Source organism: Streptomyces sp. NPDC006283 (genome assembly GCF_040613325.1).
Lineage (GTDB): Bacteria > Actinomycetota > Actinomycetes > Streptomycetales > Streptomycetaceae > Streptomyces.
The window spans coordinates 1-21,258 of sequence record NZ_JBEXRZ010000012.1 but is presented as its reverse complement, the minus strand read 5'-3'; the positions used below and the strand labels follow the sequence as shown (position 1 = coordinate 21,258).

Genomic DNA, 21,258 nt, shown 5'->3' with positions numbered 1-21,258 from the left:
CCGCCGAGTCCGACACACAGTACGAACGCAAACGGTGCCCGCGGGTCTGCGTAGCCCGTGAGGAAAGGACACACATGCTGGAGGCTCTGGGCCTGAGCACGGCCGAGTCGCAGGTGTACCAGATACTGGTCGGGTCCGGGCGCTGTCAGGTGGACCGGCTGGAGCAGCGGACCGGTCTGACCGGCGCCCAGCTCGAACAGGCGGTCGCGGCCCTGGCAGCGAAGGGGCTGGTCGCCGTCACCGACGACCTGCCGGGGCAGCTGATCCCCGCGCCGCCGGACATCGCCGGGGAGACGCTGCTCCTTGCACGCATGAACGAACTGCATTCCGCCAAAGGCCTCCTGAATCGACTCACCAAGCAGTACCGTGAGGCGCTGCGGCCGGCGGCCCTGGAGGAAATCGCCGAGATCGTGCCGGCCGAGACGCTGTCGCACCGTTACGAGCAGCTCCAACTCCGCGCCCGCCACGAAGTGCTGCGCTTCGACGCCCCGCCCTATCTGCTGGTCGACGAGTTCAACGCCGCCGAGTTGGAGCAGCTCGCAGCGGGTGTGCGCTTCCGGACGGTGTACGACCGGGCCGCGATCGACGGGTACGCGGCGCAGCTGGAGATCCGCCGGTACATGGAAGCCGGTGAACAGGCTCGCGTGCTGGCCAGGCTCCCCGTCAAGTTGATCATCGTCGATCGGTCCACGGCGATGCTGGCGGTGCGGACGGACGACGGGCAAGCACCGGGCGCCGTCGTGCAGATCCACCAGGGGCCCCTGCTCGACGCCCTCCTCGCCTTGTTCGAGCTGGTGTGGGTCACGGCGCTCCCCCTGGACCCTTCGCCCGGCGAGACGCACCGGGGCGAACTATCCGGCTCGGACGCTCATTTGTTGCTCCTGCTCCTGTCCGGCCTCACCGACGACGCGATCGCCCGCCTCATGGGGATCGGCAAGCGGACGGTCAACCGCCGGGTACGCGCTCTGATGGATCTCGCCGGCGCTGCGAGCCGGATGCAGTTGGGGTGGCAGGCCTGCGAGCGCGGCTGGATCACGGCTCAGGACCTGGACGGACTTCAGCCGCAGGGCGTCGCCTAGGGTCTTTCGGCCGGTCGGCGCCCACATCGCGGACCCGCGTGGCGGGCACGCGCCATGTGGCGCGCATCCGCCGCACAGCCTCTGGAAGACGCCGCGTCCGGAGAGCTAGGTTCCGGGCGGCGCGCGGAGTCGGCCGGACGTTCGGTCGGTCCCCCTCGGCATCAGTTGCCCCGCTGCGCCCACCAGTTGAGCCCGTGAAAGGACAACCGATGCGAAGAGCCCGCCTCAGACGGAGGCGCAATGCCCTCGTCAGCGGGATCGCGGTGACAGTCGCCCTGTCGCTGACGAGCCAGCTCCCCACCGCGACAGCGGCCACCACCCCCGCACCCCAGGACGTGGACGCCCGGCCGACGTCGCAGAAGCGGGCGGCGACGACCGCGACGGTGACTCTGATCACCGGCGACAAGGTCTCGCTGACCACCGGGCCCGACGGCAGGCAGGCGGTCTCCGTCCTCTCCGGGGCGGGGACATCCAAGACGTTCGAAACCGTCAGCGGACAGAACGGCGACCTGTACGTCTATCCGGACGACACCACCGCCGCGGTCGCTTCGGGCACGGTGGACCGTGAGCTGTTCAACGTCAGCCGGATGGTCCGCGACGGGTACGGCGACGCCAGGACCGACGAGATACCCGCCATCGTCGACTTCCAGGGCACGCCGTCGGCCACCGTGCTGAAGCAGAAGGCCGAGGATCTGCCGAGCAGCCGGAGCAAGCGCGTCATGCCCAGGCTGGGGCTGTCCTCCGTCCACGTCGACAAGAACGGTACGAAGGGCTTCTGGCACGCCGTCAAGCCGACGACGGCCAGCTCCCGCGGCGGTGAGGGCACCGTGGTGCCGGGTGGCGCCGGGGTGGCCAAGCTCTGGTACGACGGCATGGCGAAGGTCACCCTGGACAAGAGCGTGCCGCAGATCGGCGCCCCGGAGGCATGGGCCGCGGGCTACGACGGCAAGGGGGTCAAGGTCGCCGTCCTGGACTCCGGCGCGGACCTGAACAACGCCGACATCGCGTCCGAGATCACCGCGAGCCAGAGCTTCATCACCGGCCAGTCTGTCCAGGACGGCCACGGCCACGGCACCCATGTCGCCGCCACCATCGCGGGCAGCGGCGCCAACTCCGGCGGTACGCACAAGGGTGTCGCTCCCGGCGCGGACCTGCTGGTCGGCAAGGTGCTCGGCAACAGTGGGCAGGGCCCGGCCTCCAGCATCATCGCCGGCATGGAGTGGGCGGTCGCCCAGGGCGCCGATGTCGTCAGCATGAGCCTCGGCGGCGAAGACGCTCCGGGTGAAGACCCGCTGACCATGGCGGTCGACTCACTCAGCGCCTCGTCGGACACCCTGTTCGTCATCGCTGCGGGCAACGACGGTCCCGGCGACAGCACACTCGGCACCCCCGGCGCCGCCGACGCGGCCCTCACCGTCGGCGCCGTCGACAAGTCCGACGTGATCGCCCCGTTCTCCAGCCGCGGCCCGCGTCTCGGCGACATGGCGATGAAACCGGAGATCACCGCACCGGGTGTGGGCATCGTCGCCGCCCGCGCGGCCGGCACCACGATGGGCACGCCGGTCGACGACAACTACACCGCGGCCAACGGCACCTCGATGGCCACGCCGCACGTCGCCGGCGCCGCCGCGATCCTCAAGCAGCGCCACCCGGACTGGACAGGGCGGCGCATCAAGGAGGCTCTGACGGCGCACGCCGAGCCCGCCGCCGAACTGACCTCGTACCAGCAGGGCTACGGCCGGGTCGACATCCCCGCCGCGCTCGACCCGTCGCTGGAGCTCTCCGGGACAGCGGACTTCCGCGTGATCCCCTGGCAGAAGGGCACCTACGAGAAGCGGACCCGCACTCTCACCTTCCGCAACAACGCCACGACCGACACCGTCGTGACCCTGGCCGCGTCGGCCGAGGACGCGAGCGGCGCCGAGGTACCCGCCGGCACGGTGTCTCTCTCGGGAGCCGCCCTGTCCGACGGCCGGCTCACCGTCCCCGCCGGCTCCACCGCCGAGGTCTCCGTCACCCTCGACCCCAACGGTCTGAAGACCGGGCGCTACAGCGGCTCCGTCACCGCGACCGCCGCGAGCGGCGAGTCGCTGCACGCCGCGATCGGCTTCGTCAAGGCCGTCGAACAGCACGACGTCACCCTGAACGTCACCGACCGCTTCGGAAAGACCCCCAGTGCGATGAGGTTCACCCTGCACGGGCTGGACAACACCGTCTGGGAGACCCAGACCCTGTACGACACGGGCACGGTCACCGTGTCCGTCCCCCTCGGCCAGTACTCCATCGAGGGCTCGGTCTACACGGCGGGCCCCACCGGCGGCGCCGTCTCCTACGCGGCGGACGTCTTCGCCGTGCCCAACGTCGACGTGGCCGACCGCGACCAGACCTTCACCGTCGACGGCACCACCGCCACCGACGCCAGTGTGAAGATCGACGGCGAGAAGCGGCCGCTGGAGACCGGCGCGGTGGCACTGCAGATCGTCCGCGACGACGGCACGATCAACAGCCACTCCAACTTCACCGGCGTCAGCGCGACCGCCAACAGGAGCGACACCAAGGTCGGGGGCATCCCCAGCGCGGGCGCCGCCACCGGCGCACTGCGGTTCGAGACGTTCGTGACCCGGCGCGAGCCGCTGGTACGGCTGGACGTCACCAGCCCCGAGCGCATCAGCATCCCGCTGAAGACGTCCGTTCTCGCGAAGCGGTTCGAGGGCACGCAGCGCACCGAGCTGGTCGATCTGGGCGCGGGCGCCGAGGCGGACTTCGCCGGTGCCGACGTCAAGGGCAAGACCGTCCTGGTCTCCGTGGCCGACGTCACGAAGGCCGGCGACCAGGCCGCCAGAGCGGCGGCGGCCGGTGCCTTCGCGGTGATCGTGGCTCCCGCGAACCCGGGCCCCAGCGGCAGCGGCGTCCCCGCGGGCCAGACCGTGCCGGTCGCCCACGCCACGTACGACAACGCCGCCGCGCTCAAGGCCCTGGTGGCCAAGGGCACCGTCCGGATCACCCTGAACGGCGTCCTGGAGTCGCGCTACAGCTACGCGCCGCACTTCACCGACGACCGGGTCCCCGCCGACCTCGCCAAGAGCGCCGGCGTCGGAACGTTCGCCAAGGTCAGGAACACCTACCGCTCCGACGGCGCGCGTCGCCTGGGCGCCGAGTACCTCCCGGCCTGGGGCCCCAAGCAGTGGACCGCGATCAGCAACGGCGACCCCCTCTACCAGGGCACCACCCGCGACGACTACTTCACGGCGGGCGCCGGGGTCTCCTACATGCCGCGGATCTCCGCCAACTTCTACACCTTCACCTGGTCGATGTCCGATCAGCGCACCACGTACGAGACACCGGGCAAGTTCTACACCCGCAGCTGGTTCGCCGGCCCGATGCGCCCGTCACCGTACGAGTTCGCACCGTGTGTGTTCTGCCGTACCGACGTCTGGCAGAAGCTGCCCGGCAGCAGCGGTGGCGACAACGAGCCCACCCACACGCTGTCGGGTCTGACCGGCACCTGGAGCTTCTACCGCAACGGGCAGCCGATCACCGGCTTCCATCAGTTGGTGCCGGAGAAGGCGGACTACCGGTACGTGCTCGACCAGAAGCTGACCACCGACGTCCCGGGCGTCGAGCTGGGCAAGCAGGTCCGCACGGAGTGGAACTTCAGCCAGGCGGCACCGACCACGATGGCCATCAAGGACTGCGACACCGCGTTCATCCCCACCCCCAAGGTCTGCGAGCCCATGCCGGTCGTCCTGCTCGACTACGACCTGCCGCTGAACGAGCTCAACCAGGCGCGGGCCGGCCTGCCGTTCACCTTCACCGTGGACGGCACCAGGGCCAAGGGCTGGACCGGCTCCACCGCGATGGCCGGCGCCAAGGTCTCGGTCTCGTACGACGACGGCGCCACCTGGAAGCAGACCAAGGTCCTGCGCAAGGACAGCAACTCCTTCCAGGCGCTGCTGTGGCACCCGAAGCTCGCGGCCACCAACGGATTCGTGACCCTGCGGACCGAGGCCTGGGACGCGGAAGGCAATCGCACAACGCAGACGATCACCCGGGCCTACGCCCTCAAGTGAGGATCTGAAAGGCCCTTGCGAGCGCCCCGTACCGGTTCGAGATGACCGGCACGGGGCGCTCCCCCTTCCCTGCTCGTCCCCGAGCCGCTCGGCGACGCTCAGGGAGCATCGGCGTCGGCACAGGCGATTCCAGGAGGCCAAGGGGCCGGTGTGGCCGGACGCATCCGCACGGTCACGTTGTACTGCCGTGGTGCGACAACCGCTGCGGGGCGTCAGCATGAGGTCACGCGGTACCGGCCCACGAGGTGCCACTTCCCCGGCGCGTAGACGGTCGCGATCCGGGCACCCGCCCTGTCAGGCGACGCGTCGGCCGACCGTGCGACGCCGGTGAGCGCTCACGGCTCGGCGGCCTCTCGCCCGCAGGAGGAATCCCTTATGTTCACCAGCACCACCCCACCTCTCCCCCGCCGTGCACCCGAGCCGAAGACCACATGCGCACCAGGACTCGAACCGAGCGGGGGCGCGGCATGTGCGGTCTGAGCGGTGAGATCCGGTTCGACGGGGGGCACCCTGATCTGGCAGCGGTGGAGCGGATGACCGATCGGCTCGCGCCCCGCGGTCCGGACGGTCGGGGCATGTGGTCACAGAGTGCCGTGGCTCTCGGCCATCGCCGCCTCAAGATCATCGACTTGTCCGAACGCGGCGCGCAGCCCATGACCGACGCGGAAGGAAGACTGACAGGCGTCTTCAACGGCTGTGTCTACAACTACCGCGAATTGCGGACGGAACTGCAACGGCGGGGCCACCGGTTCTTCAGTACGTCGGACACCGAGGTGATACTCAAGGCCTACCAGCACTGGGGGCCCGGCTTCGTGGATCATCTCGTCGGCATGTTCGCCATCGTGATCGTGGAAGGCGACACCGGCCGTGTGATCCTCGCGCGCGACCGGCTCGGCATCAAGCCGCTCTACCTCGCACGGACACCTGGCCGGCTGAGATTCGCCTCAACCCTGCCCGCCCTGCTGGCAGGCGGCTCGGTGAACACCTCGCTCGACTCCGTCGCGGTGCACCAGTACCTGAGCTGGCAGGCCACCGTGGCAGCCCCGCGCACCGTGCTGGCCGGGGTGCGCAAGCTCCCTCCGGCCACCGTGCGCGTGGTGGAACCGGACGGCACACACCATGACCGCACGTACTGGCAGCCGTCCTACACCCGGCGTGACGAGTTCGCGGGCATGGACGCCGGTGACTGGCGTGACGCGGTGCTCGACGCGCTGCGCACGGCGGTACGGCGACGGATGGTGGCCGATGTGCCCGTCGGCGTGCTGCTGTCCGGGGGTCTGGACTCGAGCCTGATCGTGGCGCTCCTGGCCGAGCAGGGGCAGAGGGACGTCGCGACATTCAGTGTCGGCTTCGAGTCCGAGGGCGGTGAGGAGGGCGACGAGTTCGCCTACTCCGAACTGGTGGCCCGGCGGTTCGACACCGATCACCACCAGCTGCTGGTGCCCTCCGACCGGGTGTCAACCGCCTTGGACGGTGCCGTTGCCGCCATGAGCGAGCCCATGACCAGCCATGACGTCGTGGCCTTCCATCTGCTGTCGGAGCTCGTGGCCAAAGAGGTGAGCGTCGTCCAGAGCGGCCAGGGCGCGGACGAGGTGTTCGCCGGCTACGGGTGGTACCCGGCCATCGCCTGCGTCGCACGCGAACAGGCACCGCAGAGGTACGCGGAGGTGTACTTCGACCGGCCCCACGCCGATCTCGCCCGGATCGTGCGACCGCACATGATCCCCGATCACGACGTGTCCACCGCGTTCGTCGAAGAACACATGGCCCCGCCAGGCGCCGCGACGGCCCTGGACGCGGCGCTGCGGCTGGACACGCACGTCATGCTCGTCGACGACCCGGTCAAGCGGGTCGACAACATGACCATGGACTGGGGCCTGGAGGCCAGGGTGCCGTTCCTGGACCAAGAGCTCGTGGAGCTGGCCGCGGCCTGCCCGCCGGAACTGAAGCTCGCGCACGGCGGCAAGGGCGTCCTCAAGGAGGCCGGACGCACGCTCCTGCCCCGCGAGATCACCGACCGGCCCAAGGGCTACTTCCCCGTGCCGGCCGTCCGCCACATGGCAGGGCCCGTGCAGGCACGCGTCAAGGACGCCATGTCCGCGCCCGAGGCGCGGTCCCGTGGGCTGTACAGGGACGACTACATTGCCGAGTTGTTGAGCGCGCCCGACGACCACCGCACACACCGTGGGGCGAACGCCCTGTGGCAGGTGGCGCTGCTGGAGATATGGCTGCAGACGCACGGGATCCGATGACCTCGGCCGCGTCCGCCGCTCCCGTACCCGCCTTGCTGGCCGACACGGCGGGTGGCCGGGACATGCCGGTGCCGAGGACGCACGGGTGCTGGTACCCGTCGGCCGACCCGCTCGGTCAGCAGGTCGCGTTCATCTGTGATCGTGGCGGCGTCCCCCAGTTGTGGGCCGGACCGGTCGGCTCGAAGGACGTCCGCCCACTCGACACGGGCCCCGATCCGGTCACCGAGGTGTCATGGTCGCCGGACGGCCGCTGGATCGCGTACACCCTCGCCCCCGGCGGCAGTGGTCACACCCGGGTCCTGTGTGTACGCCCGGACGGCTCCGGCCGCAGGGAGGTGGCCGGCGCGGACCCCGGAAGCTCGGCCTACCTGGGCTGCTGGGCCCGCGACGGTTCGGCTCTGGCGGTCACGGTTGCGGAGCCCACCGGACCTCGGGCCGCCGTGGCACCGGGTGCGGACGAAGGCCTCGGGCGCCCCGGCAACTGGGCCCGGCGCGACGGTCCTGCCGTACTCCTGGACGGCGCGCACGACGGCGCAGGAAGGAGGCATGCCGCTGCGGACCTGTTGAGCGCCTATCTGATCGATCCGGACGAAGTCCGATCTCCCGTACTGCTGGCAACGGAGACGGAGGCCGCCACCTTGCGGGTGTGCGACCTCAGCCCCGACGGCCGTCTCGTCCTGCTGCGGCGGGGCCCGCGCGGGCGCAGGCAGGCGGTGGTTTTCCGCGCGGCGGAAGCCCGCCCCGCCGGGACACTGCCCGTCGCCGACGGTGACCCGTGGATCGGCCGCTTCTCGCCCGACGGTCGCACCGTGTGGTTGCGCAGCGATCATGAACGTGAGTTTCCGGCGTTGCTGGCCATGAGCCTGGACGAACAGGGCGAACGTGCCGGCCTGTCCGTGGTCGCGGAACGCGAGAACGCCGGTGTCGACCTGCTGGCGTTCCTGGAGGCGGGTCGGCGAGCGGCCCTGTCCTGGAACGTCGCCGGTGTGAGCGACCTCGAGACGCTGCCGCTGACCGTCGAGGGCCCGGCCCGCAGGGCGGAGCTGCAGCACGAGGTGGTCACACGCGTCGGCCCGGCGGGACCGTCCGGGATGCTGGTGGCGGTCTCGGGCTCTCAGCGACGCCCGGGAGTGTGGCGGGTGACCGACACGGCTCCGCCTGCCCGTACCCGGTGGTCGTCCCGGGACGAGGACGCGGTCGCCCCGGGACGACCACCGGTGCGGCCCTCGCCCCTGCGACCGCGTGCGCGCGACGGACTGCTGCTGGGCGGCTGGTACTACCGGGCGCCGGGCCGTGTGCCCGGGGACCTGGCGCCCTGCGTCGTTCATCTGCACGGCGGCCCGGAGGAACAGGAACGGCCCGTCTTCGACCCGCTCTACCACGAACTGCTGGGCCGGGGCATCGACGTGTTCGCCCCGGACGTACGCGGGTCCGGGGGCTGGGGCCGGTCGTTCGTCGACGCGGACCTGGGCATCAAGCGCTTCGCCGCCATCACCGATGTCGCCGACTGCGCGGCACACGCCGTCACAACCGGACTCGCCGACCCCACCCGGCTCGCTGTGATGGGCCACTCCTATGGCGGCTACCTCACCCTGGCCTCGCTCGTGTGGCATCCGGACCTGTTCCGCACGGGCATCACGGTCTGCGGCATGTCCGACCTCGGTACCTTCTTCGAAGGTACCGAACCGTGGCTCGCCGAGTCCGCCGCCCACAAGTACGGCCACCCGGAGCGGGACCGGGAGTTGCTGCAGGCCCTCTCCCCCATGAGCCGCATCGACGCGCTACGGGTGCCGCTGCTGGCCATCCACGGGGAGCACGACACGAACGTGCCACCGGGGGAATCCGAGCAGATCGTCCGTGCGGCACAACAACGCGGCCTGGCCGCCGAGTTGCTCATGCTCCCCGACGAAGGCCACGACTTCCGGCACGCCCACACCCGCCGGCTCTTCCGGCGCACCGCCGTCGCCTGGATGGAACGGCATCTGACCGGTGGCGTCGGCGGACGCTGACGGCCGCATGCCACGCCTTTCACGGGAGCGGACCCACGCCGGTCGCATGGTGACGGGCGTGGGCTCCCGCAAACCCCTGTCGGCGCCCTCGCGCCCGACGGCGACCGCGAGGACGGACGGACATGGGCTCCTCGGACGCGATCCGCAGCCTTCGCCGTCTGCCCGGCTTCGACAGTCCTCCCGAGGCCCGGACAACGCCGGCGGCGGCCGCGCCCCGGTGCTGCAGATCCTGTCCCGGGCAGCGCGGGGGCAACGAGGGTTCCCGGTCCCGGGGTATGTCCTCCGCAGAGCGACCGCCGCTTCCGTCAGGACGTGCGGGCCAGCCGCAGGGTGACCATCTCGAACGGGCGCAGGGCCACCTCGAGGGAACCATCGTGCAGTTCGGGCTGTGCCACGTCCGTGAGGGGACGCTCCAGCAGGTCCGTCGCGGCCACCGCGCCGGCGGGGAAGCCCGGGACCACCCGGGCCCGCGCCCGGCCTCCCGTGGACTCGTAGAGGCGCACCACCACGTCGCCGCTCCCGTCGTCGGCGAGCTTCACCGCGCTGACGACCACCGCGTCGTTGTCGACGGTGACCAGCGGTGCGACGTCCGTGTCACCGCCGACGCGGCGCTCGGGCAGGTTGATGCGGTAACCCTCCCGCACCGCGTCGCCGATCGAGGCGCCGGGCACGAGCGCGTGGCGGAAGCGGTGCACGCCCTGGTCGGTCTCCGGGTCGGGGAAACGCGGTGCGCGGAGCAGGGACACCCGCAGGGTGGTGGTGGTGCCGGAGTCGGCCGCCCGTACGGTGCGTGTGACGTCATGCCCGTAGGTCGAGTCGTTGACGAGGGCGACGCCCCAGACGGGCTCCTCCATGTGGACGAAGCGGTGGTTGCAGGCCTCGAACTTGGCCGCTTCCCAGCTGGTGTTGGTGTGGGTGGCCCGGTGGAAGTGACCGAACTGGGTCTCCGAGGCGTACCGCTCGGCGTGGATGTCCAGCGGGAAGGACGCCTTGAGGAACTTCTCCGTCTCGTGCCAGTCGACCTCGGTGTCGATGTCGAGTCGCTTGGCGCCGGCGGGGAGGGTGAGCACCTGGGTGACCCTCGAGTCTCCGAAGCTGCGCACCACGCGCACCGCTGCGGGGGCCGAGCCGACGGCGGTGACCTCGTCGGCGTCGGTGAGGTCGGTGACGGTGTTGCGGTAGAACTCGTCGACGTCCCAGGCGTCCCACATGTTGGGGAAGTCGGGGTGGATCTGGAGCAGGTTGGCGGCCCTCCCGGGGGCGACGGCCTCGCGTTCGGCGCCGATGTCGTACACCGAGACGACCAGGCCTCGGGCGTCGATCTCGACCTGGAGCAGTCCGTTGTCGAGGAGAAAACCGCCGGCCGCGCGTGCGGACAGCTGGGCACTGCCGCCGGGGGCGGCGACGGCCGCCGCGCCGGCCGCCACGCCGTGACGCTCGTGCGGGGCGGAGTTGAACACCAGCTCGCCACCGGAGGCCGGGTCACCGGCGAGAGCGCGCTGCGCGGCGTCGATGACCCCGTTGAGTTCACCGGCGACGGCCGCGTAGGTCTTCTCGGCCTCGCGGTGTACCCATGCGATGGACGAGCCGGGCAGGATGTCGTGGAACTGGTGCAGCAGCACCGTCTTCCAGATCCGGTCCAACTGTCCGTACGGGTAGTCCGCTCCGGTCCGTACGGCGGCGGTCGCCGCCCACAGTTCCGCCTCGCGCAGCAGGTGCTCGCTGCGCCGGTTGCCCTGCTTGGTCTTCGCCTGGCTGGTGAGGGTCGCGCGGTGCAGCTCAAGGTAGAGCTCGCCGACCCACACGGGCGGGTTCGGGTACTCGGCCTGCGCCTTGGTGAAGAACTCCCCCGGCGTCTCCCACTTCACGGTCGCGGACCCCTCGAGGTCCCGAAGGCGCGCCGCCTTGGCGACCATCTCGCGGGTGGTGCCGCCGCCTCCGTCGCCCCAGCCGGTGGGGGCGAGCGAGTGCCTGGCGACGCCCTTGTCCTTGAAGTTCCTCGCCGCGTGGGCGATCTGGCTCCCCTTCATGGAGCAGTTGTAGGTGTCGACGGGCGGGAAGTGGGTGAAGATCCGGGTGCCGTCGATACCTTCCCACTGGAAGGTGTGGTGGGGGAACTTGTTCGTCTGCGACCACGAGATCTTCTGTGTCAGAAGCCACTTGGAACCGGCGGCCTTGATGATCTGAGGCAGCCCGGCGGCGAACCCGAAGGTGTCGGGCAGCCATGCCTCGTCGTTCTCGATGCCGAACTCGTCGAGGAAGAACCGCTTGCCGTGCACGAACTGACGGGCCATCGCCTCCGAGCCGGGCATGTTGGTGTCGGACTCCACCCACATGCCGCCCGACGGAACGAACCTGCCGTCGGTCACCGCCTTCTTCACCTTGGCCCAGACCTCGGGCCGGTGGTCCTTGATCCAGGCGAACTGCTGGGCCTGGGACATCGCGAAGACGAAGTCGGGTTCGTCCTCCAGCAGGGCCGTCATGTTGGAGGTCGTACGGGCGACCTTGCGCACTGTCTCGCGCAGCGGCCACAGCCAGGCCGAGTCGATGTGGGCGTGGCCGACGGCGCTGATGTGGTGCGCGGAGGGCTGGGCGGGGGTGGCGAGGACGTCGGTGAGCTGTGCGCGGGCGGCGGCGGCTGTGCCGTTGACGTCCTGCAGGTCGACGTGGTCGAGGGCACGGCCGACGGCGCGCAGGATGTCGTGACGGCGGGCGCCGTCGGCGGGCAGTTCGTGCATCAGCTCGCCGAGCACCTCGAGGTCGAGGACGAGCTGCCACACGGTCTCGTCGAAGACGGCGAGATCCATGCGGGTGAGCTTGTACTGCGGGTCGCTGCCCGCGGTCTCCTTGTCGCCGAGTCGCGTCGGCACGAAGGGGTGGTAGTCGAGGATCACGGGGTTGGACGCCGCCTCGATGTGCAGCCGTACCGCTTCGCCGCCTGCCACCGGTGCACCGATGCGGACCCACTGGTTGCGCGGGTTGAGGCCCTTCACCGGGGTGCCGTCGGGGCGGTAAACGAGTCCTTCGCACTGGAAGCCGGGCATGTTCTCGTCGAAGCCGAGGTCGAGGAGCGCCTCGACCGTCCGGCCCGCCCACTCGTCGGGCACCGTGCCGGTGACGGTGAACCAGCTGGTGCCCCACGGGGCGCCCCACATGTCGCCCACCGCGACCGGCTCCGGCACGGCGGCGAGCCCTTCCGCGACCGGTACGGGCTCGCCGGGCGCGTTCCACACGGCGACGTCCAGCGGCACGGACTCGGGATACACGGCGGGGCGGATGCGTTCGTCGAGGACACGCTTGAGGCGGGCTTCGACGAGGGCGCGGTCGTCATGCATGACGGGCACTCCGGGATTCTCGGGGGTCGGTGCTACTAGGGGTGGACGGCTGTCGCGGCGGTGGACGCGGTGTAGAGCTCCCCCACGGCGCGCACTTCCAATCGCGCCGAGGGTTCGCCCTGTTCGGGCGCGAGACCCGCTGCCCAGAAGGCCCGCCGGCAGGTCGCGCCGAGGACGCGCCGCGAGTCCGGGTACCAGCAGGAGGCGTACGGCGCGCCGAGCGCGTTCTTCCTCGCGGCAACGGACGTCCCCGGTACGAGGACCGGGGTGAGGGCCGCCGCGGCGGATGCCATGAGGACGGCAGGTCTGCTTGGTCGGGAGGCCATGACGTGTGCTCCGTATCGTGTCGCGGACGGCCTACGGTGCGGTGCGGGCGGCCGGTTCTCCGCGCAGACCGGCCTGTTCGGGGGTGACGATCTCGGTGATGCCACGCGCGGCACGACCGTCGCCGCCCCCGTGGTCGGATCGCCGCCCGCCCCGCTCCGTGACACGCCCGCGGGCGCACCGGCTTACGCCCGCACCACCGCGCCGACGCCGCCGCCGAAGCGCCGCATCAGGGTCGCGTAGGTGGCCGAGGCGACGACGATGCCGACGGGCAGGGCGAGGTCCACGCCGCCCAGAGCGCGCGCGACCGGGCCCGTGTACAAGGTGTTCACACACAGGGCGGCCGCCGTGGTGCCTGCCGTGAGCGCCAGCGCACCCGACCAGTTGACGCCGGCGGCGAACCAGAAGGGGCTGCCAGGGGTCTCGTCGGTCAGCGCGAGGCCGTCGTAGCGATTGCGCCGCAGCAGGATGTCGGTGGCGTAGACGGCCGTGGCCGGTCCGAGCAGGACGACGGTCAGTTGGAGGACGTTGCTGACGGTGTCGAGGAAGTTGGACACGAGCAGCGCGTACAGCGTCAGGGAGACGGCTACGGCCCCGTCGACGATCACGCTGAACGCACGGCGGATGCGGATGCCGACGGCTTGGAGGGCCAGGCCTGCACTGTAGGCGGTGAGCGCGTTGATGGAGATCGTGCCGAGGACCAGGGCAAGCAGGAAGACGGGCGTGAACCAGCCGGGGAGGATCTCCTCCAGCGCGCTCTGCGGGTCGGTCATGTCGATCGCGGTCGCGGCGAACGCGCCCAGGGAGCAGACGATGACACTCGGGAGGAACGCCCCGGCAGCGGTCCAGCCCACGACCGCCTTCGGGGACGTCGTGCCGGGCAGGTAGCGGGAGAAGTCGGCGCTGGTGGTGTACGACAGCGGGCCGGCGGCGATGAGGGTGACACCGGCGGCAAGAGCCGCCCACAGGTCGGTGCCGGCCGGCGGCTCGGCGGGGGCGTACCCGAAGTCGGTGTGCCCGACCACGCTGAAGGCGACGACGCCGAAGACCGCGGTGAGAGCCAGGGTGATCGGGAGATAGAGCTTCACGATCACGGCGTGCCCGTAGACGCTGATGGTGAGGGTGAGCGCGGAGATCACCAGCACGACGGCGACCTTGACGCCGGTGTTCGCCGTGATACCGGCACGTTCGACGAGGGAGAACGCGGCGGTCGCGGCGGCGGCCAGGTTGAGGGCGAAGTAGCAGACGGAGATCATCCAGCCGGTGACGGCGTTGTTCACCCTGTTGCCGCGGATGCCGTAGACGGCTCGCGTGATCACTTCGCTCGGCGTTCCTGAAGCGGGACCGGAGACCGCGAGCAGCCCGGTGAGCACCCAGAACAGGTTGCCCACGACGATCACTGCGAGAGCCTGCCACAGACTCAGGCCCATCAGGATCAGCGCGCCACCGATCACCAGACTCAGGTAGTTGACGTTCGCCGCCGCCCAGACGGCGAACAGGTCCCGGGGGCGGCCGTGGCGCTCCTCGTCGGGAATGCGGTCGATGCCGTGCGCCTCGATGCCGCCCGGCCGGTCCGAGGCCGGCGGGGCCGCCTCGGGCGCACTTCGCGTGCCCGGGTGCGGGTCGGGGATCGTGGACGCCATAGGGCCCTCCGGGTGCTGTTCATGCCCACTCGCTTGCTTATTGGTCGCACACTCAATAGCATCCCGGTTATGTCGTCAAGCGTTCAGCGCAAGCGAATCCGTAAAGATCCGGCCGCCCGACGTGCGGAAATCGTCGAAGCGGCCGCCACCGTGGCCCTGACCGAGGGGCTGGAGTGCGTCACGCTGCGGCGGATCGCCGAAGAGCTCGACGTCCGTCCCGGACTGATCAGCCACTACTTCCCCTCGGCGGAGGATCTGGTCGCGGAGGCTTTCAGCAAGGCCGCCACCGGCGAGCTCGACGCCCTGCTGCCCGCCGACAGATCCGAGGGGACTCCCACGTTCTACCTCGCGCGCTACTTCGCCCTGTCGGCCGGAGAGGCGTACGACGACATCAGCCGGCTCTGGATCAACGCCCGGCACCTCAGCCGTTACCGGCCCGTCCTGCGCGACCGGGTCGCCGAGCAGGAGCTCGCGTCCGACGAAAGGCTGGAGGGGCTGATCCGCGACGGCGTCGAGCAGGGGGAATTCCGTACGGACGACCCACGCACGGCGGCCATCCAGATCCTGGTCGTGCTCGACGGCCTCGGCGCGCACGCCAACACCGACCGAAGCAACCGCCCGGAAGCCGTGACCCGCATGGCCGTCACGACAGCGGAACGCGAACTCGGCCTGCCCAGCGGCTCCCTCACGGACGCGGGCACACCGACCACCACCAACTGACCCTCTCTCCCAGGTCTCTTCGAGGAGCTCCAGTGCGCACCCGTCTCGTCCTGCTCTCCGCCCGTCTGCTCGACCCGGTCACCGGCGCGTTCTTGCCGGAGACCGCGCTGGCCGCGTCCGAAGGGCGCATCTCGGCCCTGGGCGACAACCGCTCGATACGCGCACTGGCGGACTCCTCGACGACGGTGATCGACCTGAAGGGGGCCGTTGTGACCCCGGGCCTGGTCGACGGGCATCTCCACCCCCTCTCCGGTGCGGAACTCACCCACGGCCTGGACCTGTCCGGCTGCGCCGACCTGGACGCGGTGCGCGAGACGCTGGCCCGCCGGGTCCGGGCCCTCGCCCCCGGCGCGTGGCTGCACGCCTGGGGCCTCGACCCGAACGTCTTCGGTGACCGGCCCGTCGAGGCCGCCGCCCTCGCCCGCGTCCTCGACGGCGTACCGGCTCTCCTCCAGCTCTTCGACGCCCACTCCATGCTCGCCAGCCCGCGCGCACTCGAACTCGCCGGTGTCGACGGGCCGCGGAGCTTCGCCCAGGCGGCCGAGGTCGTCTGCGACAACGCCGGCCGACCCACCGGGCTGCTCCTTGAGGACGCCGCCTGCGAACTCGTCGAACGCGCCGCCCCGCAGCCCACGCACGCAGAGCGACGGGACCGGCTCGCCGCCGCTCTACGCGGCATGGCCGCCACCGGACTCACCGGCGGGCACGCCATGGATGCAGGCGGCGACAGTCTCTCCCTGTACGCGGAGCTCGACGCGGCCGGAGCCCTGCCGGTGCGGCTGCGGGTGGCGCCCTGGTGCCAGCCCGGCACCGACACCGACGCCCTGCGCGCGCTCATCGAGCAGCAGGGCACCGGCGGCGCGCTGTGGCGGACCGAGGGCGTCAAGCTCTTCATGGACGGCACCATCGACAACGGAACGGCATGGCTGGAACGGCCGGACTGCCACGGCGAGTCCACACACGCCTTCTGGCCCGACCCCGAGGCGTACACCCATATCGTCGCCGAACTCCACCGGGCCCACGTGCCTACCGCGACCCACGCCATCGGGGACGCAGCCGTACGGCACGCCCTTGACGCGGTGGAGAAGGCCCAGAGCGGCGGCGATCGAGCGGTCAGGCACCGGATCGAGCACATCGAGACCGTGCCCGACGACACCCTGCGCCGCTTCGCCGAACTCGACGTCGTCGCGTCGATGCAGCCCACCCACTGCTGCGACTTCACCCGGGCCGACCACACCGACAACTGGTCGCGCCGCCTCGGCGAGGAGCGCGCCTCCCGCGGCTGGCGCTGCCGCGACTTGTGGGATTCCGGAGCAACCGTCGTCCTCGGCTCCGACTGGCCCATCGCCCCCTACCCGCCGCTGGGCGTCATGGCGGGCGCTCGTCACCGTCGACCGAGCCGCGATCTCACCCGCCCTCCGCACGGCCCCGAGCAGGCGCTCACCGCGCTGGAGGCCCTCCAGGGCATGACGGTCAACGCCGCCCACGCGGCCGGCGAGGAGCGCACGGCAGGCCGGCTCGCCGTCGGCCACCGCGCCGACCTCACCGTCCTTGCCGACAACCCGCTCACCACCGCGGCCACCGACCTGCCGGACCTTCCCGTCCTGCTCACGGTCCTCGACGGCCGCCCCACCCACCGCGACGAAAGCCTGTGACCTGCCGGAGGAACGAGGCTGGATCAGGACCGAGGAAGCCGTCCGACATCCCCCTCGTCGATGCGCACAACACCCAGAACGGTCCTGTCGGTGCTCGCCGCCCTCGTGCGGCGTGCGCGGGTGCCGACCCGGCGCACAGTGCACGACAGGGCGGCTTCGGCCCGGCCACGATCCGCCGCCAGGAGCCGGGTCGCCCGAGCTCGGCGGACACGCCGCGCGGACGTCATCCGATCGCCGCTTGCCGCAGCTCGGCGATCGAGCGGCCGATCGCGTCGGCGAGTTCGGAGATCCCCGGCAGCGCCTCGGGATCGGTGCAGACACCGATGCCGACCGTTCCCGCGTAGGAGATCGCCGAGACCCGGAGAACGTGGCGCTGTGCCGGTTCGGCGACCGAGTACAGTCCCTCGACCGGTCGGCCGATCACCGTGAGTGCCGCACGCGGGCCCGGCACGTTGGAGATCGCGAGGCTGAACTCGTGGGGCCCGGCGGCGATGTGCTCGACGGCGCGCCCGAGTGGCGGACAGCGGGCGAGCGCATGGAAGAGGTCATAGAGCTCCTGGGCGTCGCCCGCGGCCTTGCAGGCGGCGGTCTCACCGCTGATCCGGTCGAGGCGGGCCAGCGGATCGGACTCGGCGAGGGGCAGGTCGACGTTCAGGAACGCATCGCGGTTGCTGAGCTCGGCCGGATCCTCGTCGCGGTGGTGGAGACTGACGGGCACTTGGGCGCGGAGCCTGCCGACGCGCTCGCCGGTGGCCACCAGCCAGGCACGCAGGCCGCCCGCGACCGAGGCGAGCAGGACGTCGTTGACCGTGGCCCGGCCCGGACGCGAAGCACCGATCGCCTTCAGCTCGGCAAGCGGCGCGGTGGTGAACGCGAGCTCGCGCGAGGCGCCGATCCTGTGGTCGAAGACCGAGCCCCGCGCCCGATGTCCGAGTTCGCGCATCAGCGTCGCCGGAAGCCGGCGCAGTTCGTGACCGCGCGAGCCGGCCACCGCGGGCACCGCAGCGCCACCAGGCGGGGACGGCGCACAGCCGGAAGGCTCCCACAGAACCTCGTCGAGGAACCGCAGGCAGCTGATCCCGTCGGCCATCGCGTGGTGAATGCGCGAGACCACAGCCTCGCGGCCGTCGGCCAGCGGCCCGACGACGTCGAGTGCCCACAGCGGGCGGCGGTGATCGAGGCGCTCGGACATCAACTCGCCCGCCGCTGCCCACGCACCACGCTCGTCGATCCCGGCGGTGCCATCGCGGCGGCGGACGTGGGCGGTCACGTCGAACTCGTCGTCCCTGACCCAGTGGGGGTCGGGGAGCGCCACCCGCTCGCGGCCGCGTGATCCGGCCGCGATCCTCGCGCCGACGCTTTCACGCAGCCGGTCGATGTCGAGTGGGTCGTGGCTCGGCCCGAGCACGACCATCTTCAGCGTATGACCGGCGATCGCTGCCGACTCGAGCGCGAGGAGCCGTACGTCGTCGGCGCTGAGCCGCTTCGGGCCGTCCCTACGCCGTGATCCCTCCACGCGCCGACCTTACGCCTCGGCGCGTCGAAAGGTCCACTTTGTCGCGATTTCAAGGGGACGGCGGTCGTCAAAAGCTCACCGTCCCGGCACCTCTTGCACATCATTCTCCGTCCGGAAAGCACGAAGCCCGGCGCGCGTCGACGTCACCGGAAACGAGGAATCCCATGCCACTGAGGCAGGAGAGCGGCTGTGCGGGAGAAGGTGGCCGCCATTCGGGCCACCGGCCGGTCCCTTCCGGTGATTGCCGCCCAACTTCCGAGCGGAACCCGGGGTGCAGGGGTACGGCGTGGGCAGCGCAAGCCCCCCGGACTCGTTGAGGAGATCAGCCGTGTACGCAGCCGTCAGAAGGTACTCAGGAGTGACCGACCCGGCCGAGGCAGGTCGTCGCGTGAACGAGGGGTTCGTGCCGCTCATGCGGGAGATTCCCGGCCTTCGGGCCTACTACTGGGTCGACGCCGGCAACGGAGTCATGGTCTCGACCAGCGTCTTCGAGGACGAGGCGGGGGCCGAGGAATCGATCCGGAAGGCGGCGGACTTCGTGCGGGACAACCTCGCGTCACTGCTTCCCAACCCTCCCGAGGTCAGCGCCGGCCACGTCGTGGCTTCCGTCTAGCGCAGGCGCCCTCCGAACTAAGCCGGCAGAAGAACTCACGGCCCGTCACGGAAGGTCGGGATCAGCACGTTTACGGATTCTCGACGTCCGGGTGGGCTGGTGCCACCGCTCCTACGAAGTCCAGACCCCCGGCGGTGCAGCCACGGGACGCACCCCGGAGTTCTTCCCGGGTGCATCGTGCATCCCATCGGTCTAACGTGGAGGTCTAGGTGGCACGGGGTCGACACTGCAACGAGCTGCCCAGGAACGGGCACTTCGCCGCCTGGGAGCAGCCGGAACTCCTCGTGGAAGTTGCGCACGCCCCTTCCGCTGTCTCCGGTCAACCGTGCCCGACCGACGACACATGCCCTCGCTCGGCGGGCTGTCACAACCGAGCTGCCCGGCCGCCCAGAGCTGCGGCCAGATCGTCCTCATAAATTTCTGGGCATCGGGCGCAGGAGAACGAAATGAGCACTCAAGAGCAGGACGGCGCACAGGGCGGCGTGAAAGAGCCGACCGTGGACATGAAGCTCGAGGTCCACATTGTCCCGGTCGCCGACGTCGACCGTGCCCTGGGCTTCTACCAGAGCCTGGGATGGCGCCTCGATGCGGACTTCGAGGCCGGCCCAGAGTTCCGGATCGTTCAGCTGACGCCGCCTGGGTCGGAATGTTCGATCATCTTCGGCCGCGGGGTCATCTCCGCGGCGCCTGGATCCGCAGAAGGCTACCTCGTGGTCTCCGACCTCGACCAAGCCCGCGCCGACCTCGCCGGCCGCGGTGTTGAGGTAAGCGAGATCTTCCACAAGGTCTACGACACCGGCGCGGAAGTACAGGTCGACGGCCGCGATCCGGACGGCCGCAGCTACGCCTCCTACGCCTCATTCAGCGACCCGGACGGAAACGGGTGGGTGCTGCAAGAGGTGCAGGAGAGACTACCTGGACGGTGACAACTCAGGAGGCCGTTGCCGTCGACGTCGCCGCATTGGCAGAACGTTTACGCAAGCCGTCCCTTTGAGGCGCCCTCCAGGCGGCCGCACGTCGTCCGTGATCCGAGTGGTCCGGTGCCGGTGGCTGTTTGGGTGCGGGCAGCGGCGGGGACTGCGTGGATCATGATCCGAACCATTGTGCGTGGCTGCGCAGCGGGGGCCGCGGGGACGACAGCGTTGAACGCCGTGTCCTATGCCGACATGGCTTTGCGCGGCAGGCCCGCCAGCAGCGTCCCGGAAACTCTGGTGGACACGATCGCCACCCGGTTGGGGCTTCCGCTCCGGGAGTCGGCAGAGAAGGGCAACCGGCTCATCGGTCTCGCAGCCGTGACGGGCGTCGCCGTGGGATGCGGGGCGGGCGCCGCTGCATCGCTGATCCACGAGGCAGGCGCTCGGATGCCCCTGTGGTTGGGCGGTGCCCTTACCGGAGCATTGGTGATGGTTGCCGCCGACGTGCCGATTGCCCGTCTCGGGGTCAGCGATCCTCGCACCTGGTCAGTCGGCGACTGGGCCTCGGACGTGGTACCGCACCTTGTTTTCGGCCTGGTCACCTACGGCCTGGTGACCGCATGGGATCAGCAGCCGTGAACCTCGCCGCCACCATCTGACCCGCTGGGTGGGTCGGTGAGGTTCTGCTGCCCGTCGACGAAGCAGCTCCCACGCGTGGAGTGCTTTCAGGCCCGGATGTGGGCATAGGAGCTGCGGGGCTTCGCAGCCCCGCAGCGCCACCAGCAGGCCATGCATGCCGGAGCCCGTTCAGCGGGCAACGCTCGCACCGGACGCCGGTGAAGAGGATTCGTACTGCACCTTTCGGTCATCCGAAGCCCTCGGTCCGATCCGCGTTTGCGGGCACGCCACTGCCGGCCACCGGGATAGGCGGATCGCTGCCCACCCCCAGACGACCGAGTCACCCGGCGGAGGCCAGGAGCGCCCGGCATGCCGGCCGGAGCATGCTCAGCCGCGGTAGGTCTCCAGCAGCCGCAGCCAGATTTCGCCGAGGGTGGGGAAGGCGGGGACGGCGTGCCAGAGCCGGTCGAGGGGTACCTCGCCGGCGACCGCGATGGTGGCAGAGTGCAC

General features: G+C 70.7%; 13 protein-coding genes. 9 read left to right on the top strand and 4 right to left on the bottom strand.

The genetic code is table 11. The features are described 5' to 3' along the window. Positions 1 to 74: 74 nt before the first annotated feature. The 4 genes from ABZ070_RS04645 (at position 75) to ABZ070_RS04630 (ending at position 9,410) form a co-directional block, all read left to right on the top strand. Complete coding sequence (locus tag ABZ070_RS04645; protein ID WP_356629878.1) at positions 75 to 1,079, top strand: helix-turn-helix domain-containing protein; 1,005 nt, start codon at positions 75 to 77, stop codon at positions 1,077 to 1,079. A 209-nt stretch (positions 1,080 to 1,288) separates the two neighbouring features. Next, positions 1,289 to 5,149, top strand: coding sequence for a S8 family serine peptidase (locus ABZ070_RS04640; protein ID WP_356629877.1), 3,861 nt, complete (start codon positions 1,289 to 1,291; stop codon positions 5,147 to 5,149). Between the two features lie 467 nt (positions 5,150 to 5,616). After that, positions 5,617 to 7,401 (top strand): N-acetylglutaminylglutamine amidotransferase, encoded by a 1,785-nt coding sequence (locus tag ABZ070_RS04635; protein WP_356629957.1) that lies wholly within the window; start codon positions 5,617 to 5,619, stop codon positions 7,399 to 7,401. Next, the gene (locus ABZ070_RS04630; RefSeq protein WP_356629875.1) at positions 7,374 to 9,410 is read left to right on the top strand and encodes an alpha/beta fold hydrolase; all 2,037 of its coding nucleotides are present in this window, start codon (positions 7,374 to 7,376) and stop codon (positions 9,408 to 9,410) included. Before ABZ070_RS04635 ends, ABZ070_RS04630 begins: the two co-directional genes overlap by 28 nt. A gap of 305 nt (positions 9,411 to 9,715) precedes the next feature. Here the strand turns inward: ABZ070_RS04630 and ABZ070_RS04625 are convergent, their stop codons facing one another. From ABZ070_RS04625 to ABZ070_RS04615, 3 genes are all read right to left on the bottom strand, one after another. Beyond that, the gene (locus ABZ070_RS04625) at positions 9,716 to 12,745 is read right to left on the bottom strand and encodes a glycoside hydrolase family 38 C-terminal domain-containing protein (RefSeq protein ID WP_356629955.1); all 3,030 of its coding nucleotides are present in this window, start codon (positions 12,743 to 12,745) and stop codon (positions 9,716 to 9,718) included. A 35-nt stretch (positions 12,746 to 12,780) separates the two neighbouring features. Next, positions 12,781 to 13,071 carry a hypothetical protein gene (locus tag ABZ070_RS04620; protein ID WP_356629963.1) on the bottom strand — a complete coding sequence of 97 codons (291 nt, stop codon included), beginning with the start codon at positions 13,069 to 13,071 and terminating at the stop codon, positions 12,781 to 12,783. A 183-nt stretch (positions 13,072 to 13,254) separates the two neighbouring features. Further along, positions 13,255 to 14,712 carry a cytosine permease gene (locus ABZ070_RS04615; RefSeq protein ID WP_356629873.1) on the bottom strand — a complete coding sequence of 486 codons (1,458 nt, stop codon included), beginning with the start codon at positions 14,710 to 14,712 and terminating at the stop codon, positions 13,255 to 13,257. Positions 14,713 to 14,781: 69 nt separating this feature from the next. Between ABZ070_RS04615 and ABZ070_RS04610 the strand changes: the two genes are divergently transcribed. Next, a complete protein-coding gene (locus ABZ070_RS04610; RefSeq protein WP_356629871.1) occupies positions 14,782 to 15,432 on the top strand; it encodes a TetR family transcriptional regulator in 651 nt (216 codons plus the stop codon). A 32-nt stretch (positions 15,433 to 15,464) separates the two neighbouring features. Beyond that, on the top strand, positions 15,465 to 17,087 hold the full coding sequence (locus ABZ070_RS04605) for an amidohydrolase (protein ID WP_356629869.1): 1,623 nt from the start codon (positions 15,465 to 15,467) through the stop codon (positions 17,085 to 17,087). Positions 17,088 to 17,310: 223 nt separating this feature from the next. Here the strand turns inward: ABZ070_RS04605 and ABZ070_RS04600 are convergent, their stop codons facing one another. Then, a complete protein-coding gene (locus ABZ070_RS04600; protein ID WP_356629867.1) occupies positions 17,311 to 18,603 on the bottom strand; it encodes a wax ester/triacylglycerol synthase domain-containing protein in 1,293 nt (430 codons plus the stop codon). A gap of 358 nt (positions 18,604 to 18,961) precedes the next feature. Between ABZ070_RS04600 and ABZ070_RS04595 the strand changes: the two genes are divergently transcribed. From ABZ070_RS04595 to ABZ070_RS04585, 3 genes are all read left to right on the top strand, one after another. Next, on the top strand, positions 18,962 to 19,216 hold the full coding sequence (locus tag ABZ070_RS04595; RefSeq protein ID WP_356629865.1) for a hypothetical protein: 255 nt from the start codon (positions 18,962 to 18,964) through the stop codon (positions 19,214 to 19,216). 446 nt (positions 19,217 to 19,662) lie between these two features. Beyond that, complete coding sequence (locus ABZ070_RS04590; RefSeq protein ID WP_356629863.1) at positions 19,663 to 20,142, top strand: VOC family protein; 480 nt, start codon at positions 19,663 to 19,665, stop codon at positions 20,140 to 20,142. A 162-nt stretch (positions 20,143 to 20,304) separates the two neighbouring features. Next, complete coding sequence (locus ABZ070_RS04585) at positions 20,305 to 20,769, top strand: hypothetical protein (protein WP_356629861.1); 465 nt, start codon at positions 20,305 to 20,307, stop codon at positions 20,767 to 20,769. Positions 20,770 to 21,258 lie beyond the last annotated feature (489 nt).

Excerpts from the sequence above, each read along its gene's own strand:
- ABZ070_RS04585 (WP_356629861.1), top strand. The coding sequence starts at position 20,305 with ATGATCCGAACCATTGTGCGTGGCTGCGCAGCGGGGGCCGCGGGGACG.
- ABZ070_RS04615 (WP_356629873.1), bottom strand. The coding sequence starts at position 14,712 with ATGGCGTCCACGATCCCCGACCCGCACCCGGGCACGCGAAGTGCGCCC.
- ABZ070_RS04640 (WP_356629877.1), top strand. The coding sequence starts at position 1,289 with ATGCGAAGAGCCCGCCTCAGACGGAGGCGCAATGCCCTCGTCAGCGGG.
- ABZ070_RS04590 (WP_356629863.1), top strand. The coding sequence starts at position 19,663 with ATGAGCACTCAAGAGCAGGACGGCGCACAGGGCGGCGTGAAAGAGCCG.
- ABZ070_RS04610 (WP_356629871.1), top strand. The coding sequence starts at position 14,782 with ATGTCGTCAAGCGTTCAGCGCAAGCGAATCCGTAAAGATCCGGCCGCC.
- ABZ070_RS04635 (WP_356629957.1), top strand. The coding sequence starts at position 5,617 with ATGTGCGGTCTGAGCGGTGAGATCCGGTTCGACGGGGGGCACCCTGAT.
- ABZ070_RS04620 (WP_356629963.1), bottom strand. The coding sequence starts at position 13,071 with ATGGCCTCCCGACCAAGCAGACCTGCCGTCCTCATGGCATCCGCCGCG.
- ABZ070_RS04630 (WP_356629875.1), top strand. The coding sequence starts at position 7,374 with ATGGCTGCAGACGCACGGGATCCGATGACCTCGGCCGCGTCCGCCGCT.
- ABZ070_RS04625 (WP_356629955.1), bottom strand. The coding sequence starts at position 12,745 with ATGCATGACGACCGCGCCCTCGTCGAAGCCCGCCTCAAGCGTGTCCTC.
- ABZ070_RS04645 (WP_356629878.1), top strand. The coding sequence starts at position 75 with ATGCTGGAGGCTCTGGGCCTGAGCACGGCCGAGTCGCAGGTGTACCAG.